This window comes from Reichenbachiella sp., assembly GCF_039941815.1.
Classification (GTDB): Bacteria; Bacteroidota; Bacteroidia; order Cytophagales; family Cyclobacteriaceae; genus Reichenbachiella.
The window spans coordinates 239,539-257,607 of sequence record NZ_JBDVDW010000023.1; the positions used below are offsets into that span (position 1 = coordinate 239,539).

General features: G+C 41.5%; 18 protein-coding genes. 16 read left to right on the forward strand and 2 right to left on the reverse strand.

The window, feature by feature from the left end; all coding sequences use genetic code 11:
- Window position 1 precedes the first annotated feature (1 nt).
- Complete coding sequence (locus ABJF11_RS04285; RefSeq protein ID WP_348118280.1) at window positions 2-574, reverse strand: fasciclin domain-containing protein; 573 nt, start codon at window positions 572-574, stop codon at window positions 2-4.
- A 24-nt stretch (window positions 575-598) separates the two neighbouring features.
- On the reverse strand, window positions 599-1,075 hold the full coding sequence (locus ABJF11_RS04290; protein ID WP_348118281.1) for a cytochrome c: 477 nt from the start codon (window positions 1,073-1,075) through the stop codon (window positions 599-601).
- A 315-nt stretch (window positions 1,076-1,390) separates the two neighbouring features.
- Between ABJF11_RS04290 and ABJF11_RS04295 the strand changes: the two genes are divergently transcribed.
- From ABJF11_RS04295 to ABJF11_RS04370, 16 genes are all read left to right on the forward strand, one after another.
- On the forward strand, window positions 1,391-2,488 hold the full coding sequence (locus ABJF11_RS04295) for an NAD(P) transhydrogenase subunit alpha (protein ID WP_348118283.1): 1,098 nt from the start codon (window positions 1,391-1,393) through the stop codon (window positions 2,486-2,488).
- Between the two features lie 26 nt (window positions 2,489-2,514).
- A complete protein-coding gene (locus tag ABJF11_RS04300; protein WP_348118285.1) occupies window positions 2,515-2,820 on the forward strand; it encodes an NAD(P) transhydrogenase subunit alpha in 306 nt (101 codons plus the stop codon).
- Between the two features lies 1 nt (window position 2,821).
- Complete coding sequence (locus ABJF11_RS04305; RefSeq protein ID WP_348118286.1) at window positions 2,822-4,195, forward strand: NAD(P)(+) transhydrogenase (Re/Si-specific) subunit beta; 1,374 nt, start codon at window positions 2,822-2,824, stop codon at window positions 4,193-4,195.
- A 223-nt stretch (window positions 4,196-4,418) separates the two neighbouring features.
- Window positions 4,419-6,281 (forward strand): choice-of-anchor I family protein, encoded by a 1,863-nt coding sequence (locus ABJF11_RS04310; RefSeq protein ID WP_348118287.1) that lies wholly within the window; start codon window positions 4,419-4,421, stop codon window positions 6,279-6,281.
- A 25-nt stretch (window positions 6,282-6,306) separates the two neighbouring features.
- A complete protein-coding gene (locus tag ABJF11_RS04315; protein ID WP_348118288.1) occupies window positions 6,307-7,383 on the forward strand; it encodes a hypothetical protein in 1,077 nt (358 codons plus the stop codon).
- Window positions 7,384-7,403: 20 nt separating this feature from the next.
- Entirely contained in the window at window positions 7,404-7,850 is a 447-nt protein-coding gene (locus tag ABJF11_RS04320) for a hypothetical protein (protein WP_348118289.1), read from the forward strand.
- Between the two features lie 102 nt (window positions 7,851-7,952).
- A complete protein-coding gene (locus ABJF11_RS04325; protein WP_348118292.1) occupies window positions 7,953-10,202 on the forward strand; it encodes a methyl-accepting chemotaxis protein in 2,250 nt (749 codons plus the stop codon).
- A gap of 88 nt (window positions 10,203-10,290) precedes the next feature.
- Window positions 10,291-11,175, forward strand: a complete 885-nt coding sequence (locus ABJF11_RS04330; protein WP_348118294.1) for an SMP-30/gluconolactonase/LRE family protein — start codon at window positions 10,291-10,293, stop codon at window positions 11,173-11,175.
- A gap of 83 nt (window positions 11,176-11,258) precedes the next feature.
- Window positions 11,259-11,606, forward strand: a complete 348-nt coding sequence (locus ABJF11_RS04335; RefSeq protein ID WP_348118295.1) for a hypothetical protein — start codon at window positions 11,259-11,261, stop codon at window positions 11,604-11,606.
- Window positions 11,603-12,565, forward strand: a complete 963-nt coding sequence (locus ABJF11_RS04340; RefSeq protein WP_348118297.1) for a YafY family protein — start codon at window positions 11,603-11,605, stop codon at window positions 12,563-12,565. Before ABJF11_RS04335 ends, ABJF11_RS04340 begins: the two co-directional genes overlap by 4 nt.
- Window positions 12,566-12,671: 106 nt before the next feature.
- On the forward strand, window positions 12,672-12,980 hold the full coding sequence (locus ABJF11_RS04345) for a hypothetical protein (RefSeq protein ID WP_348118298.1): 309 nt from the start codon (window positions 12,672-12,674) through the stop codon (window positions 12,978-12,980).
- Window positions 12,980-13,579 carry a GyrI-like domain-containing protein gene (locus ABJF11_RS04350; protein ID WP_348118299.1) on the forward strand — a complete coding sequence of 200 codons (600 nt, stop codon included), beginning with the start codon at window positions 12,980-12,982 and terminating at the stop codon, window positions 13,577-13,579. The genes ABJF11_RS04345 and ABJF11_RS04350 overlap by 1 nt, the downstream gene beginning before the upstream one ends.
- A 107-nt stretch (window positions 13,580-13,686) precedes the next feature.
- Window positions 13,687-14,769 (forward strand): DNA alkylation repair protein, encoded by a 1,083-nt coding sequence (locus ABJF11_RS04355; protein WP_348118300.1) that lies wholly within the window; start codon window positions 13,687-13,689, stop codon window positions 14,767-14,769.
- Window positions 14,770-14,920: 151 nt separating this feature from the next.
- Window positions 14,921-15,115 carry a YwbE family protein gene (locus ABJF11_RS04360; RefSeq protein ID WP_348118302.1) on the forward strand — a complete coding sequence of 65 codons (195 nt, stop codon included), beginning with the start codon at window positions 14,921-14,923 and terminating at the stop codon, window positions 15,113-15,115.
- A gap of 200 nt (window positions 15,116-15,315) precedes the next feature.
- Complete coding sequence (locus ABJF11_RS04365) at window positions 15,316-17,112, forward strand: DUF4157 domain-containing protein (protein ID WP_348118303.1); 1,797 nt, start codon at window positions 15,316-15,318, stop codon at window positions 17,110-17,112.
- A 186-nt stretch (window positions 17,113-17,298) separates the two neighbouring features.
- Entirely contained in the window at window positions 17,299-18,033 is a 735-nt protein-coding gene (locus tag ABJF11_RS04370) for a DUF3667 domain-containing protein (protein WP_348118305.1), read from the forward strand.
- Window positions 18,034-18,069 lie beyond the last annotated feature (36 nt).

An 18,069-nucleotide genomic window follows, 5' to 3' on the forward strand; every position in this document is an offset into this window, starting at 1 on the left:
GTTATGGCAAAATAATTTTGTCAACTACATTGATGACTCCGTTTGAAGTTTGTATGGTACCCAGGATTTTTGCACCTGCTATGCTGACCTCCTCGCCATCGACTGTGACTTCGAGATATTGGCCAGTGGCAGTATAAATTTTCCTGCCTTTACGGGCTTCTTTTTTTAACGCTTCCAGATCATATGAGCCAGGAGCTGCATGTCCGGTCAGGATGTTGGCGAGTTTTGCTTTATTCTCTGGCTTCAGTAGATCCTCGACCGTTCCTTCAGGCAATGCAGCAAAAGCATCGTTGGTAGGTGCAAAAACAGTTAAAGGCCCAGCGTTGACGAGCACATGCTCAATCTCTGCAGCTTGTACCGCAGCTACTAATGTAGTATGCGCATCAGATCCAGCCGCGACCTGCAATATATTAGCAGCAGATACATCGTCTTGCACTGAGGCTTGACCTTTTGGGTGCGATTCTGGAGTAGCTTCACTACTCGCAGCAGACTCTGGTTGGGAGCCTTGCGAGCATCCCCCCAGCAATAGGACTATCCCTACGGACAGTATGGTTAATAAGTGCTTAGATTTCATGGTGATTACTGTTAGTTGATAAACTTATTTTAGGGTTCTGAAATATTCCAGAACAGCTCTGGCCTCATCTTCTGTCAGATTTTGATTGGCCATAGGAGAACCGTTGTATTCAATTAGGAGCTGCTTGGCTAATGGATCCTTTTGAGTCATCTCATCAGGATTTAGAATCATGTTCATGACCCATGATGGCGTACGACGGTCTAGAATATTAGCCGGAGACGGCCCGATAAATTTTTTGGTGATTTTATGGCACGCAGTACATTTGGCTTCAAAAATTACCTTACCCTGATCTACCAGACCCTGATCTATTTCAGCAGGCATTTCGAAAGATGATATGGGGCCGATACCTTCGTATTTCTGGTAATCTTTCTCCATCTCAGCCACTGATTTGGGTGCTTTCTTCTTGTATTTCTCTTTTACACTCTCGGCATTATTTTTATCTCCTCCACAGGCGGAAACCAGAAGTGCGAGAATGGTGAGCAGGTATGCAAATCTTTTCATAATTGTATGTCTTGTTTTGAAGTAAAAGTATTTCTGAGAAAGACTGAAAACTATGACGAGGGTCAGGTTTGAATGAGAGAGATGTCACCGAAAACCAACTAAATAGTGTAGGTAGCATGTATTAATTGACAGCTAACGGTTTAAATCGGTGCCCTAAAAAGGGCTGATTTCCATTTTGGTAATAAAACATTAGTATTAGTGAATAAAAATTCAGTGAATTATCATATTACTTGCTAAGTTTGCAAAGACTAGTGCCTATTAATGCAACTGACCCAAATTTGTAGTTCAATTGAAGTATAAAAATTAGCATGTATTATGGTCATAGGAGTCGTAAGATGTGAGGAGGAAAATTTAGTGGCCTTGGTACCACAGGTGGCCTCACGATACATTAAAGATGAATTTCAGGTAATTGTTGAATCAGGCGCTGGTTTGGACTCAGGGTATAGTGACGAGAGTTACGAGTCAGTTGGAGCAATAGTGACCTCACGCTCCAAGGTCCTGTCTAAGGCGAATGTTGTACTTACAGGCGTTGCTATTTCAGCTTCTGATCTAGAACAGTTAGGCCAGGATACTCTGCTCGTTGGTAAATTCAATGGTCGGGTTAAGTCCAATCAACTCAACCTACTCAAATCTAGTCGGGCCAAAGTCGTTAGCCTCGATCTATTACCCAGGACAACCATTGCGCAATCCATGGATGTGCTCTCATCGCTGGCCTCGTTATCCGGTTATAAAGCAGTAATATCCGCTGCTGAAGAATTTGCTGGGTATTTTCCAATGTTGACTACTTCGGCTGGAACCATTCCTCCTGCAAGAGTGCTCGTGCTGGGTGCTGGCGTTGCTGGCCTTCAAGCCATAGCGACAGCTAAAAGATTAGGTGCTATCGTTGAGGCATTTGACGTACGCACTGCTGTGAAAGAAGAAGTTCAAAGCCTGGGAGCCAATTTTATTGAAGTAGAAGGGAGCGAAGAAGATCAAAACGCTGGCGGATATGCAGTAGAGCAATCAGAGGCATATGTTGCAAAACAGAAGCAACTGATCCATGATACAGCAGTCAAAGCCGATATCGTAATTACTACAGCAAATATACCTGGTCGAGTCGCTCCAAAACTAATAGAAAAGCAAACTGTCCTGGATATGAAAAATGGAAGCGTCATCGTAGATATGGCTGCGGCTAGCGGTGGCAACTGCGACGGTTCGGTAGAGGGAGAAATCCTCGACATCGATGGAGTCAAAATAATCGGCGATTCCAAATTGTACAATAAAATGGGCAAACAGGCCAGTCTCCTCTATAGTAGCAATATTTACAATTTCCTCAAGTACATACTCAGAGATGGACTGGAAGAGCTGCCTTTTGAGAGTGACATCGTTAGCCAGACCTTGCTAAAGCATGAACCTTCGACTGTCATAGCCTGATCAATACTTATAAAAAAACAAAAAACATGTTAGCGATTTTAGACTACCTGATGGATCATATCCTTATGATCAACCTTCTCATCATTACCATTTATCTCGGTTTTGAAGTGATTTCAAAAGTACCCACCGTCTTACATACTCCATTGATGTCAGGATCCAATGCTATTAGTGGCATAGTAATCATTGGTGCTATTTTGCTAGTAAGGCAAGCCGGATCGAATGATTACTGGACACTGATTCTTGGTACGATTGGAATTGTGCTAGGTACTATCAATGTAGTAGGAGGGCACGCGGTGACTAATCGTATGCTGGAAATGTTTAAGAAGAAATAAAATGCACTATATAGAACTCATATATATCATCTCTACAATATTGTTGATCGTAGGCTTACGTAAACTGAGTAGCCCATCTACTGCTCGTCAAGGAAATCTGATTGCAGCCATAGGTATGACCTCTGCCATTCTTGTGGCTATATTTAGTCCGCTGAAAGGAGACCAGGGTAATCTTTTCTATGTTTTTGCAAGTATTAGTGTCGGATCTGTGATAGGAGTGATCTATTCCAGAAAGGTGGAAATGACAGCCATACCCGAATTAGTATCCATATTTAACGGTTTTGGTGGAGCATGTGCGGTTTGTATCTCCATTCTGGAAGTATATAAATTTGATGGTACTACCTCTATTGGCTTAATGGCGACTACCTATCTGGCGTTGTTCATTGGTGGGATAGCTTTTACAGGTAGCCTCATCGCTTATGGCAAACTGGCAGGAAAAGTCAAAGACTGGAGAAGTTCCATTTCTTCTTATTTCAATCTGTTCTGGATGGTAGTCTCTATAGGACTCATTGTGTTCCAATTGATCAATCCACAAGCAGTTGAATTTCTACCGCTTATCATTCTTATAGCGGCTTTGATCTATGGGTTGACCTTCGTGTGGCCCATTGGCGGAGCAGATATGCCTGTGGTCATCTCGCTACTCAATGCACTGACAGGCATAGCTGCCGCTCTAGCTGGATTGGTTTATGGCAATATGGTTATGCTCCTTGGTGGAGTACTAGTCGGCTCTTCCGGTGTGATACTCACCGTGCTCATGTGCAAAGCGATGAACCGATCTTTGATCAATGTGATAGTCGGTGGCTTTGGAGCCACAGCCTCTAGTGCAGCAGGCGAGCAAGGCGATATCAAAGAAACTAATACCAACGATACCGCCATTATGATGCGCTATGCACAGCATGTGATGGTAATACCTGGCTATGGCATGGCAGTCGCTCAGGCACAGAAAGCGTGCAAAGAACTTGACAAGAGCCTTACCTCCAGAGGTGTAAACGTGAACTATGCCATTCATCCGGTGGCAGGTAGAATGCCAGGGCATATGAATGTGCTCCTTGCAGAAGCTGACGTGCCCTACAATAAACTGATAGATCTTGACAATGCCAACGAAATGCTAACTGACACAGATGTTTGCCTGGTAGTCGGGGCCAATGATGTGGTGAACCCATCCGCCTTGGATGATAAGTCAAGCCCAATATATGGGATGCCCGTGTTGGAAATATTAAATTCCAAAAATGTCATTGTTCTCAAGAGAAGCATGAATAAAGGCTACTCAGGCATAGAGAACCCACTTTTCTTTCATGATAAGACCAGTATGCTCTTTGGAGATGCCCGGGATACTATCGAAGCACTGAATGGCGAGATAAAATCTATGGATTAATTTATAGATTAAATATTTTAAATTAATAACTAAGTATTATACGTATTAAATCATTAGGTATTTATGCCTATTGATTGAAATGCAAGCGTTGGTTACATTTGACAAGCAGCGACTTAAGTGAGAATAATTATAGTTAATGAACATAAATCATTAATTGATTTTATGTTTTGAAATTTGGTCATGGAATTGTTCTGTGATTTTTGGTCTTATTTAATTTGTTCATATGAAAACTAACTTAACTTACAAAATTGGCATAATTGCGTGCCTATTGTTCTTAACCGCCCAATTCCAAGTTCACGCCCAGGGCAACATTACACTAGAAAAAATATCCACTTATTACACAGATGTGTTTGCTGAAAGCGCCACAGAAATAGTAGCTCATGACCCGTTGTCTCAGCGTCTATATGTGACCAACGGCAATACTGGCGCTATCGATATATTGGATATTTCTGATCCGGCAAATATTGTTTTACATGCATCAATCGACCTATCACCATATGGTAAGAGTGCCAATAGCGTTGATGTACATGAGGGGATCGTTGCTGCGGCTGTTGAGAATGTCAACAAACAAGCAGATGGAAAAATTGTATTCTTCGATAGAGATGGAAACTTCATCAATCAGGTCACAGCTGGTGCTTTGCCTGATAACGTAGTTTTTGCACCGAATGGTCGATATGTATTGTCAGCGAATGAGGGCGAACCTAATGATGATTTCACTGTAGATCCCGAAGGAAGTGTGACTATAGTTAATCTTCGCCGTGGGGTTTATAATATCACCCAGGCAGACGTTTCACAAGTCGGTTTTACCATATTCAATAATGCTACGCTGGACCCAAGCGTGAGAGTAAGTTCTAATCCGGGTTTTTCTACTGTAGCACAAGATATTGAACCCGAGTACATTACTGTATCCAAAAATTCTCGCTATGCATGGGTCGCTCTCCAGGAGAATAACGCCATTGCTATCATAGACATCAGACGAGCCAAAATTCTTAGCCTCAAAGGTCTTGGGTTCAAAGACCATTCTCAATACGGAAACGGCCTTGATGCAAGTAATGAAACTGCTGATATTGATATTGCCAATTGGCCGATCAAAGGGATGTATATGCCAGATGCCATGACCAGCTACAAAAAATGGGGCCGAGAGTATATCGTTCTGGCCAACGAAGGAGATAGTAGAGACTATGCCGGATATAGTGAGGAAACAAGAGTCAAAGACCTTGCACTAGATCCTGTGGCATTTCCAAATGCAGCGGCACTCCAATCCGAAGATGCCATTGGAAGGATGAAAACTACTATTGCCACCGGAGATGCAGACGGTGATGGTCTTTTTGAAGAAATCTATACTTATGGAGCTCGGTCATTTTCCATTAGACGAGCGAGCGGTTCATTGATCTATGATAGTGGAGACGATTTCGAACAGATAACAGCAGCACAAATCCCCAATGATTTCAATTCGACTAACGATGAGAATTTCTCATTCAAGGACAGAAGCGATGATAAAGGACCCGAACCAGAAGCGGTAGAGGTCGCCAAATACAAAGGAAGAACCTATGCTTTTATTGGTTTGGAAAGAGTAGGAGGCATAATGATCTATGATATTTCAAATCCATATCACCCTTCGTTTATTGAATATATCAACAATAGAAATTTCAATGTGCCCGCCAATACCAGAGCTGCCGAAGACCTGGGACCTGAAGATCTTGTTTTCGTAAAAAAACGAAACAGTCCCGTGAATTCGCCCCTACTGATATCTGCCAACGAAGTCAGTGGCACGATCACAATATTCAAAGTCAAGCGTGATTATTCTTCAGCATATCAAAGCGATGCACGCACATTGGAAGTCGAAGAAGAAACTCCTGAAGAAGAATTGACATTGGCAACTGAACAATTGCAAGTCTACCCAAATCCCGTGGAATCAGGTTTATTGAGTCTCAATCAGCCAGTAGATGCAGTCATTTTCAACATCCATGGACGCAAAGTCATGACTGTTCAGGCAGTCAGAAAAGTCGACGTTTCGTCCTTGAAGAAAGGGTTGTATGTACTTAGGACTAATACCCTTGGCGCTGTCAAATTTATCATTAAGTAATTCCGATTAACCTAAACCCGATTACATGAAATCAAAAGTAACATTGATTGCGGCTCTGGTATTTCTGATGTTTTCAGAAGCCATGAGCCAGCAACTGAAAGAGAGAGTCAGAATAAATGGCTATTCAAGTTTTGAATATGAAAACATGTTCTCAGATGAAGGCGAAGGAGATCCCAACGGATCTTTCGATGCCGATCTAATTGATCTGGTTATTAATATAGATGTCACCAGCAAGTTGAGATTCTCCACAGATTTGACGTGGGAACATGGCGCTGCTTCCGAGGATGATCGAGGTAATGTAGCTGTAGAATATGCATTTCCGGAATATACTGTCAAAGATTGGCTGAAGTTTAGAGTGGGGAAAATGTTTGTCCCTTTTGGAATTTATAATGAAATCCACACTGCTAAACCAGCATTCTTAGCTGTCAAAGAACCACTCAGTACCAATAAGCCCCAAAAATTTGGAGCCGATGCTCGATTCTATCCAAGGTGGGCAACAGGGGTATCTATATTAGGAAATTTTGCTATTAAGTCTGTAGATTTTGAGTACCACGTGCAATTGAGTAATGGAGAACAAGAAAATACCAACCCATTTGAAGAGGACGACAACGAGGAGAAAGCCGTAGCCGCCAGATTGCTAGTGATGCCGTCTCAAGGGCTTAAGGTAGGAGTTTCTACATACTCTGATAAAATTACTGAGTTGGATGGATCCGGTGACGATACAGGAAATAGAACCAAACTCTTTAGCATCAGTACACATGCCGAGTATACTTATAAAAATGCCGGAATTGAACTAGAGTTTATCACTGGTAAAACGAGCCCTTCGGCTGGTGGAGACCTCAAAAAAAGTGCATTTGAAGGCATGCTCTATTATACTTTTATAGATCGCATCACACCCTATTTCAGATATGAATTCCTCGACCCTAACAAGGACGTGGACGATGACCAGGCTAACATGATCAGTCTGGGTGTAAATTCAAGAGTCGATGATAATTTTTTCGTCAAACTACAGTACAACAACATCTCTTCCAAAGACCAAAACGCAGAATTTTCTGGAACAGATTATAGCGAATTTCAAGCAGCAGTTGTACTAGGATTTTAATTTTAAATGAGATGGAAAAGATGAAAACTAAAAGACTTGATATTAAAATTTCGACCCTGGTATTGTTACTGATTTTTACACTAATTGGAAGTAAAGCTCTTGCGCAAGATCAATTCGTGATAATCGCCAATGCAGATGTGCCTGTCGAATCTATAGATAAAAGTACGATCAAGAGAATCTACAATGGGTTTACCACCCAGTGGAAAAATTCGACCAAGGTGAAGCCCTGTTATATGCAGATTCAGAATGATGCATTCTGGAAATACATGGGTACGACCAAGACAAACTTCAATAAGTTTTGGACCAAAAGGGTCTTCTCAGGCAATGGAGTCTCACCAGTGGAACATGGCAGTAGCGCTGCCTTGGTTAAATATGTGAGTGAGATATCTGGTGCAATAGGCATACTAAGAATAGAAGATCAAAAGCTTGCAGAAGGCAATTGTAAAATTCTTCAGAAGACTAATTAATAGAACGTAATAATTCTTCATAGTCCTTTTTTGAACATCCCTGGCTATGGCTCCCTCCCGTAGACGGGGATGTAATATTATTCCAAACAAAATGATTTTGATATGGCATTGGTAAAAAGATTCAGCATAGGCAAAAAGGTATCTGTCGGGTACATCATAATAATTCTTATCACTACACTTTGTAGTTTTTATAGCGTACTCAAACTAAGAGAGAGTAGAAATACAGACGAAAAAATCTCTGAAGTCTTTACAGCCCTTTTGGTCAAAATGGACCAAATGCAAGTGATGGTATCCAACTCCAAAAAGTACATCAACAATTGGATTTATGTGCCAAATGATGCTGAAAAAGAGGCCTTACGTTTAATTCAAGACGAGGAATTTCCGCAGCTAGTCAAAGAGATCAAGACACTTCAGAGTAAATGGACCCGTGACAACAGTCTCGATAGCCTGGATCTGATGATTGAGAAGTTTTATCAAAACGTTTCCTATCAGCAGCAGATCATGCAAAATTTGAACACGATCGATAGCTACAACTATGACTCCCTGATCTTCTATGTCGCAATCCCGATTTTTGATGAGCAAGTGGAGCCCAGGATCGACGCATTATCCAATAAATTATCGCATTTCACAGCAGGGCTGCAGACCATATCAGATGACCTGATTGCTGAAAAAAATGCCTCGCTAGATCGTGTCGAAAATATCACCATCCTGCTCACCATATTATCCATTATTCTTGGAGCAGTATGTTCGTATATTGTGACCTCGTCCATAGCCAAACCAATTCGACTTCTCAACGAAAACATCCAAAGAATGGGGCAGGGAGAATTGCCAAAGTTCGACTTCAAAACCAGTTCCGATGAAGTCGGAGACATGACAAGATCATTGGATCACCTTCGTGAGAACCTCGAAAACACGTCAAATTTTGCTAGAAACATAGGTAATGGAATGCTTGAAGTCGAATATGAGGCACTGAGTGAGCAGGACGTTCTTGGAAAGTCACTCTTGGCCATGCGCGACAATCTGTTGGAAGTAATAAGCGAAACCAGAGAAGTCGTAAGTCAGGCAGGAGCCAATGGAGATTTGAAGGCCAGAATAGACCTTGGTGAAAAAGCAGGTGCCTGGAAAGAACTCAGTTCCTCCATCAACAATCTATTGCTATCCATAGCCACCCCAGTCCTGGCGGTCAATAGGTTAGTCAATGCCATGGCTATTGGTAATCTTACAGAAAGGCTAACCGATGACGTTAAGGGAGATTTTAGGAACTTATTTGATAATTTGAACAAAGCTCTCGATACACTCAATGACTTCTTAGGTCAGATTGCTGACAATGCAGTTGCCATGAATTCTTCCTCTGAGGAAATGCAAGTGACCAGTCATGAAATGGCCTCTAGCACCAGTGAAATAGCTGCTGCTATCGGACAGATGAGCAGCGGAGCGCAGACCCAGGTGGGTAAAGTGGACGAATCATCTCAACTCATAGAAGGCATACTGAGTTCGTCAAGCGAAATGGGTCAGAAGGCAGAAAGGATAAATTCTGCAGCTAAAGTAGGAGTGGACAATAGTGAAGAAGGCACCAAAATGGTTGAAAAGGTAGTCACTAACATGACGGAAATCGCCGAGTACTCAGACAAGACCAATCAGTCCATGACTGTGCTGACCGATCGCTCCAATCAAATAACCAAAATGTTAGCCGTAATAAGTGAAATAGCAGCCCAAACGAACTTATTGGCACTCAACGCCGCAATAGAAGCCGCACAAGCTGGTGATGCAGGACGAGGATTTGCTGTTGTCGCGGAGGAAATCAGAAAACTTGCCGAAAGCTCCAGATCTTCGGCCAAGGAGATCGAGATGCTTGTACTTGGTGTTCAGAGTGATACTAAAGATGCCGCAAAAGTGATTGAGACCATGCACGAAAGCGTGATAGCCGGGAATAAGACCTCTCTCCAGGTATCAGAAGCCTTCAAAAAAATTACCGAAGCTTCACATAAGACATTAGACTCTTCTGAGGAAATTCTGGACGCCGCACAAAATCAAATCAGAGATATCAACAATGTTGTGAATATCACCGAGGGTATCGTTGTGATCGCTGAGCAAACAGCTTCAGGGACCGAGGAAGTGGCTGCAAGTGCTTCTGAACTATCTTCTGGAATGGACAATTACAACCTCAGAGCACAGGAGCTATCCAAAATTGCTAATAAGTTAAAATCAGGAGTAGAGAAGTTTAGTTTATCAGAAACACAGTCATCCGAGAATGAGGAAATTTTGTCCGATCATGGAGGCCAAGATCACGAATCATCGGATGAAATCGAGGCTCGCTTTGATTCTTCCGAAGCAATTTTGGACACCTATTGACGTATAGTCACATGTTATTTGCGCTTGAATGCCAGTAGTTTAGCGAAAAATATCCTACAAGAGAATAATTTTTAGTAGGATTGCTCTTATGAAAGTTATCTCGATTATAGGAATACTTGCCACAGTTATTTTCTCATGCAGTCAAGTCAAAACCGCCGAAGACTTCGTTTTTGCAGGGTCCTTTACAGAAGGACTCGAAGGGCCCGCCGTAGACCGTGAAGGCAACCTTTATTTTGTCAACCCAAATAAACTAGGTGCTATAGCAAGGGTATCTATTATGGGACAGCTTGAGATATACATTGACAGCCTGCCCAACGGTAGCGTAGCCAATGGAATTAGGATCGGAAGTGACGGTACTCTATATTTTGCCGACTATATCAATCATAATATTCTCGCTGTACAGCCCAACAGAAAGGCAGTAGAGATTTTTGCACATGACAGTACCATGAATCAGCCCAATGATCTAGCCATCATGTCCAATGGAATCATTTTGGCCAGCGACCCTAATTGGAAGAAAAGCAACGGGAATTTGTGGAGAATAGATGCAGCTGGACAAACCACCTTGCTAGAATCTAACATGGGTACCACCAATGGAATAGAGGTAGCTCCGGGTGATAGCCTTCTATATGTCAATGAAAGTATGCAACGAAAAATCTGGGTTTATGATTTGAGTAGTGATGGAGAAGTTTCAAACAAGCGACTATTGATGGAATTTGAGGATTTTGGTCTCGATGGGATGAGGACTGATACTAAAGGTAATCTGTATGTTGCCCGATACGGCAAAGGAGTAATTGCGGTCATTTCCCCGCAAGGAGTGCTGCTTGAAGAAATACAGCTGAAGGGCCAGAAGCCGACCAATATCGCTTTTGGAGGAATGGGTGGCAAGACCTGCTATGTCACCTGTCAGGATCGTGGATGGATCGAAACATTTGAGGCCGATCATTCAGGGCGAAGCTGGACACTGATCCGATGATATTAATGACAACACTGGCGCAAACCCGCTAATTTTCTGTTTGTTTTCGAAACTAAATTTTCAATAATCTGTACATTTATGTCATGTACGTTTCTATTACCCGACTCAAACTTAGATCAATATGGTCGCTCGCCAAATTTGGACGCCAATCCAATCTGGTCGCTCGCCAGGCCAAAGCAGCACCTGGCAACTTAATGGTCAAGCTATCCAATCGATGGTTCAACACATTCTACACCATTACGCATTGGAATTCCAAAGAGGCCATGCAGCAGTTTATGATCAATGGAGAACATAAAAAGGCCATGCAGCAATGGGCGGTCTATGCATCTGAAGTCAAAGTCTATGGCTTCGAGACTATGGACCCACCCACCTGGAAAGAAGCAAGACTAATGGTAGAAAATAAAGGAAGAATTACAACCAGGCATGCATGAATAGAATAGACAGACTCACTGCAATCATGCTCAAACTGCAAAGTAAAAGGCATGTGACAATAGATGATATATCGACTCATTTTGATATCAGCGAACGTACAGTATTTCGTGATATCAAAGCCCTGGGTGAGGCTGGAGTGCCAATAGGGTTTGAAAAAGACAGAGGCTATTTTATTGTAGAAGGCTACTATATCCCCCCAGTCATGTTCACCAAAGAGGAGGCTGGTGCCATTGTGCTTGCCAGCAAACTGCTGGAGCGGCAAGGTGATAAATCGCTAGTGGATGCCTTCGAACAAGCGCTGACAAAAGTACGTGCCGTCCTGAAGTCTACACAAAAAGACTATGTGCAAGAGCTTGAAAAATATATTGAAGTAGTTTCGCCTCAAGTACCGATGGAAAAGGCCTTTCCAGATATGTTTTTAAGTGATATTAAACATGCTCTAATCAACCATCAGCTCCTTAGTTTTGAATACTATGCCAACTATAGCGACTCTTTCTCCTCCAGAGAAGTAGAGCCATTAGGTATATGCCACTACGCAAATCACTGGCACCTCATTGCCTATTGTAGAATGAGAAACGGGGTGCGAGATTTTCGCACCGATCGAATCAGTAAACTCCAGGTACTGGATCAGCAATTTGACCCAACCCTCCGCGATGATTTTAAAGATCATATATTCGTCAGACAAATGCAGAAGGATGTCAGTGAGGTAAAAGTGCTCTTTAGAAAGAATGTAGCTCGCCTCATCGGAGACCAACGATACTATTATGGATACATAGAGGAGAAAAAAGTAGCCGATGGGGTAGAAATGACCTTCATGGTTGGAGAGTGCGACTACTTTGCCAGATGGCTATTGATGTTTACTGATTCGGCAAGAATACTCAATTCGGACCGGCTAGAATCCCAGATGCGTGAGTTGATAGATCAACTGGATTATCATTACTCACCGATATTATCCTAAACTATTCTTAAAAAAATTACATTCGTTTATTGCACTGACATAGGGTTGTCAGTGGTGATATTTTCATTTGTATAAAACATAATTAGATAACCGAAATTTTATACAAATGACTGATCAAGTAATGGAATTGGTGATTTACAAAATCAAACCTAATCAGGTTGAAAATTACCAAACCAAAATTATTCATCATTTTAGAGAGCTAGTCAAAAGCTTCGATGGCATGCTGGGATATCGTACCTACCATGCGGTAAAAGAAGAAGGACTCTTTGTAGATCAGGTAGAATGGAAAAACATCGAGTGTGCAGAATTTGCCGCTGAGAAAGTCAAGGAGATGCAGCAAGATGAAACCTATTCTCCCTATCTCTCTGCCTTTGAGGAAGTAAAATTTTTCTTACATGTAAAACACGTAGCCTAATGGAAAAACTCAATTTAACAAAACTCGACCCTGCTTACTATAAAGCCAATAGTAAGCCTGTAGAAATCAATTTATCAACGATAGAATGCCTAACGATCAGTGGGGTAGGAGCACCTCATGGTGATCGGTTCCAGCAAAGTATTGGAGTCATTTACGCCACCGCATATACAGTGAAAAAATACTGTAAATTGGATAATAAAGATTTTGTAGTGCCCAAACTTGAGGCGTTTTGGTGGGTGGAAGGAGATCAGATTTTTGAAGATACCCCCCAGGACGAATGGCACTGGCAACTGATGATTCGAATGCCAGACTATGTCACCAATGATCACGTAGATCAGGCTGTAGAAGAAGTAATCAAGAAAAAGAAACTTGGTTTGGCCAACGAAGTGCAACTCAAACCAGTCAATGAAGGCCGCAGTGTACAAGTGCTACATACAGGCTCATATGAGGAAGAACAGCCATCAATAAATAAAATCTTTGATTACATGAAGTTAAACGGTTTGCAGATGAACGGTCATCATCATGAAATTTATATTTCTGATCCTACTAAAACTCCTGTCGAAAAATTGAAAACAATTATTCGTTACGCCGTTAAGTAGAGTTAAATGAAAGTAGATGGCCCATGTACACACGTCAGGTTGTCTACTTTCAATTACCCTCTTAGGGTTATAAACTTAAAACTTACCGTTAAACTTAAACCGCACCAATGGCCGAATTACTAAAAAACGAATTCAACGAAGAATTTGTAAACGCGCTAGGAGATGGCCTGGCAGCCCATGATGAGTCTTTCAATCTGGATGGATTTGTATGCTCCACGATCAACGAAAACTGGGAAGCTCGCGAACTAAAAGATAGAATGCGACACATTACCAATATGGTACATGCACATACTTCCCTGCAATACCTGGAACAACTGGAAATAATGATCACGCTGTCCAGTCACTATGGAGGACTCAAGGGTATGACCTTTCCGGATTATGTGGAAGTTTATGGTTTGGATCACCCCAAAGAATCGCTACAAGCGCTAAAGTACATGACCCGGTATTCCAGTTCGGAGTTTGCTATTCGTCCGTTTATTGTCAAATATGAAGAAGAAACCATGCAGGCGATGTTAAAATGGAGCAGGGATGAAAACGAGCACGTAAGGCGATTGTCTTCCGAAGGCTGTAGACCTCGACTCCCATGGGCCATGGCACTTCTGTCCTTCAAAGCCGACCCTACGCTCATAATTCCAATTCTGGAAAATCTAAAGGTTGACGACTCTTTATACGTGAGAAAAAGCGTAGCCAACAACATCAATGATATCACCAAAGACAATCCTGAAGTAGCTCTTGACCTTTCAAATCAATGGTTCAGAACCCACGAGCATACCGACTGGATCGTCAAACATGGATTAAGAAATCTATTGAAAAGTGGGAATGAACAAGCTTTGCAAATCATAGGATTTGATGATAAAGCGCAATTTGAAGTGCCAGAGATTACACTCTCAGATCGAAAAGTGAAAAAAGGCGGAAGCTTCAAATTCGATTTTAAAGTGACCAATCTTGAAACCAAAATGGCTTTTGCTAAGGTCGGGTTTGTAGTGTCTTATCAAAAAGCTAATGGCACCCTATCAGACAAAATTTTTCATGTGACAGAAAAAGAATTTGCTTCCGCCAATGCCATGCAGTTTAGTAAAAAGTTGTCATTCAAAGACCTGACCACTAGAAAGCATCATCTTGGACTTCATAAGATAGGTGTCCTGGTCAATGGTAAGAAACTCGCAGAAGAGGAGTTTGAATTAATTTAATCCCAAAACATAAATTCAATGAATCCATTATCGAAATACCTGACCGGATTGGTAGCGATATGGATAGGTTTTTTGGGTTTCAACCAATTCAGATTCGCACCGGATTGAGTTCGAGAAGATCTTCTATCTTTGATCCTAATTACACAACCTTATGTCAGACGGATCGATCAGAAAAAATATAACACCCGGTATACTTGTTGAAGTTGTTCAGAAGCATCATCAGCGCACTGGAGAATTGACTGAGGGTGTTGTGAAAAGACTACTTACCAAATCTTTCACTCACCCTCATGGAATCAAAGTTCAGCTCGAATCTGGAGAAGTCGGCAGAGTGAAAAACATTCTATAATTTCAGTTTAATTTTTTTCTTTTAACCGAGTTACCGTCACACTACGGTTATTTCTAGATCAGTTGTATATCACTATCAAAAGCTGTATTATTATAGTAAGAAGCGATTTTATTGCAAACTTAACAATACTTGCTATCGCTGATAACTGACCATCTGATGATTATTTCAGTATTGAAATAACATCGCCTAAACCTAAAATCATGAGCATTCATGCAAGCAAGAAGCCTCAAATTAAAAATCGCTCGGTAGCCAGTCATGCCCCTATAGACAAAAAAGTAAGTCAAGTAAGAGGTTCTGAGATTAATAGTAAAGCTTCTTCTGTGACCCAGTTGCAGTCTCTAGCCGATACGTTTACTTCTGATAGCAAACCAATTCAAAAGAGGGAAAATAACACAGGGCTGCCAGGTCATCTGAAATCAGGGGTAGAAAACCTTTCAGGCTATGCCATGGATGATGTCAAAGTTCATTACAACTCAGACAAACCGGCACAATTAAACGCACATGCCTATGCCCAGGGTACCAACATTCATCTTGCTCCGGGCCAGGAAAAACATTTGCCGCACGAAGCCTGGCACGTAGTACAGCAGAAGCAAGGAAGAGTAAAGCCCACTACTCAGCTGAAAGGCAAAGTACATATCAATGACGATCAACAACTTGAAAAAGAAGCTGATGTGATGGGTCTCAAGGCTGATTCCATTCAATTGAAATTGATATCTGAATCCACAAACTTCTTGAATAGTCATCAGCAGAGCAATACAGGAGCCTCTAGGATGAAATATCATATGAGTCCGATTAAGGGTACGGTGACTCAACGGATGAAAGGTTTGGTAGCTCCAGATGAGGTTTATGTGCATACGACCATTGGCCCTATTAAAGGTCAGATCTTGGCGGCGTTGGATGCGGGTGAGGCCTATCGAGTTAAACTTACCGGATACCACAATAAAATTTACGAAGTTTCACATTTTATAGTTGATACTGATTTATTACACCTTCCCAGCAACACGAAGCTTGCAAAACCAATCGAAGCAGATGCTGTCTATGAGGTAAGCATTAAGGAAAAGATTTTGAAGGAATTGAACTCACTCATTTCTGCGAAGGAGGAGAAAATAAGTGTGATGGAGCGGATGAAACAGGCAGATGATGATACAGTGGTTAGTGCGGAAGATGATGCAATTATGCAGAAAGATGAGTCTGAGGTTTCAGGAGAAGTGACCGCCATGATGTTAGAAGTCTCTTCTTTAAAAACGGATGGAGCAATTAGCCCATTTATCGTAAATGACTCCAGTTTTAAGGCCTTCTTACTTGACCTTCAGAAAGCAGTAAAAATGGAAGTGGAGCACGTGGCACGTGTAAAAAAGCTGCATCTAATATTTCTGGGTGATGGACATTATACTCCAGTCATTATCCAGATTGGCTCCAACGGTAAGCTTCAAGTATTTAGCGTGGATGCTTCTGGAACACCTAAGAATTTTGGAAAGCTACAAGCTATCGCCGATGCAAGTTTTGGAGAGGTGGAGAAGGATGTTCGTTTCTATTCCGATGGTGATGTGCAGATGGATTCCTATCATTGTGAAACCTTTAGTATAGATGATTTGCATAAAATGGCCAGTATGACGACAGCTGAACTAATTAAAGGTATTCCTGAAATGCATCTACCGGATATCACGGGTCCTGGGGCTGATGATGTAGTTTATCATCAAGAGATCGAAGACATAGATCCAAGATTTATGCACAATTCTCAAAGTAGAACAAAAACTAATCTATACAAGGAGAAGCGAGACAAAGGAGATCCACATTTGGCAGCCATGGATAAGCACATCGATGATCATTCAATTCTTTTTAAAACCGGAGCAAAGAAAAACAGATCAATTGACTATAGCCGCTATCAAAAACTACTTGAGGTAAGAAAATTACTAAGCCAATCATCCTTACAGCAAGTAGAACACATTCTTGATAAACGTATCTACAACTATCGAGATATGATAGAGCCAAAATAATCTTGTCTTTGACTGGCTGATCAGCTTATTACAATCATGACTATTATCCCAAAATCTATTATTTTGCTGACCTGATCAACAAAAAATCTTACCGGTATGTCAGGACTCTGTGCCAATTGCAACCAAGAATTAACGGCAAAGTATTGTTCGCATTGCGGGCAAAAAACACTAAAAAATGATCGGTCGTTGGCTCATTTATTTGGAGATTTGATCAATAATTTACTATTTGTCGACAATCGATTTTGGGTCAGTCTTAAGTATCTGTTCTTCAAGCCAGGACTCATGACCGTTGAGTTCTTAGAAGGCAAAAGACGCAAGTTTATGCCACCGGTCACTATCTTTCTCTTTGTCAATGTTTTTTATTTTTTCACGTCACCCATGACAGACTATTCGCTACCGTTGGTCGACCAACTGTATCAGCCTACTCATAAAGCAATTGCCAATCGTCTGGTTGAGAAGAAGTTGGCGGAAGAGGAGTTGACCATGGAAGAGTATGCAATAGAATACAATCAGGCATCAGATAATGTATCTAAAACCATCATGATTCTGAATATTCCAATCATTGCTTTCTTCGTCTATCTATTGGCCATCAGAAAAAGAAAATTCTATTACGACAGTCTAATTTTTAGTATTCACTATTTCACCATCTTTTTATCATGTGTTATCCTCAGCGGAGTACTGATACCTCTTTATATATGGTTTATCCGCCTCATCGGAAGCAATCTTAGTGCCTGGACCTTTTGGTTTCCCTTCTTTATGTTCGTTCTGCCAGTGATATATGCCATGTTTTCATTTTATCGGTTTATTGATACCAAATGGTATCATGCTATTTGGAGCGGCCTTTTGGTTTTTCTTGCCGGAGGTGTTGCTCAGTTTATCTATCGGTCAATTGTATTCTTCGTTACCTTTTGGACCACCTAAACCCAGCAGCGTCTTTCAAAAATCAAATTGAACATG

Coding starts and splice junctions, on each gene's coding strand:
- ABJF11_RS04285 (WP_348118280.1), bottom strand. CDS start 574: ATGAAATCTAAGCACTTATTAACCATACTGTCCGTAGGGATAGTCCTA.
- ABJF11_RS04290 (WP_348118281.1), bottom strand. CDS start 1,075: ATGAAAAGATTTGCATACCTGCTCACCATTCTCGCACTTCTGGTTTCC.
- ABJF11_RS04295 (WP_348118283.1), top strand. CDS start 1,391: ATGGTCATAGGAGTCGTAAGATGTGAGGAGGAAAATTTAGTGGCCTTG.
- ABJF11_RS04300 (WP_348118285.1), top strand. CDS start 2,515: ATGTTAGCGATTTTAGACTACCTGATGGATCATATCCTTATGATCAAC.
- ABJF11_RS04305 (WP_348118286.1), top strand. CDS start 2,822: ATGCACTATATAGAACTCATATATATCATCTCTACAATATTGTTGATC.
- ABJF11_RS04310 (WP_348118287.1), top strand. CDS start 4,419: ATGAAAACTAACTTAACTTACAAAATTGGCATAATTGCGTGCCTATTG.
- ABJF11_RS04315 (WP_348118288.1), top strand. CDS start 6,307: ATGAAATCAAAAGTAACATTGATTGCGGCTCTGGTATTTCTGATGTTT.
- ABJF11_RS04320 (WP_348118289.1), top strand. CDS start 7,404: ATGAAAACTAAAAGACTTGATATTAAAATTTCGACCCTGGTATTGTTA.
- ABJF11_RS04325 (WP_348118292.1), top strand. CDS start 7,953: ATGGCATTGGTAAAAAGATTCAGCATAGGCAAAAAGGTATCTGTCGGG.
- ABJF11_RS04330 (WP_348118294.1), top strand. CDS start 10,291: ATGAAAGTTATCTCGATTATAGGAATACTTGCCACAGTTATTTTCTCA.
- ABJF11_RS04335 (WP_348118295.1), top strand. CDS start 11,259: ATGTACGTTTCTATTACCCGACTCAAACTTAGATCAATATGGTCGCTC.
- ABJF11_RS04340 (WP_348118297.1), top strand. CDS start 11,603: ATGAATAGAATAGACAGACTCACTGCAATCATGCTCAAACTGCAAAGT.
- ABJF11_RS04345 (WP_348118298.1), top strand. CDS start 12,672: ATGACTGATCAAGTAATGGAATTGGTGATTTACAAAATCAAACCTAAT.
- ABJF11_RS04350 (WP_348118299.1), top strand. CDS start 12,980: ATGGAAAAACTCAATTTAACAAAACTCGACCCTGCTTACTATAAAGCC.
- ABJF11_RS04355 (WP_348118300.1), top strand. CDS start 13,687: ATGGCCGAATTACTAAAAAACGAATTCAACGAAGAATTTGTAAACGCG.
- ABJF11_RS04360 (WP_348118302.1), top strand. CDS start 14,921: ATGTCAGACGGATCGATCAGAAAAAATATAACACCCGGTATACTTGTT.
- ABJF11_RS04365 (WP_348118303.1), top strand. CDS start 15,316: ATGAGCATTCATGCAAGCAAGAAGCCTCAAATTAAAAATCGCTCGGTA.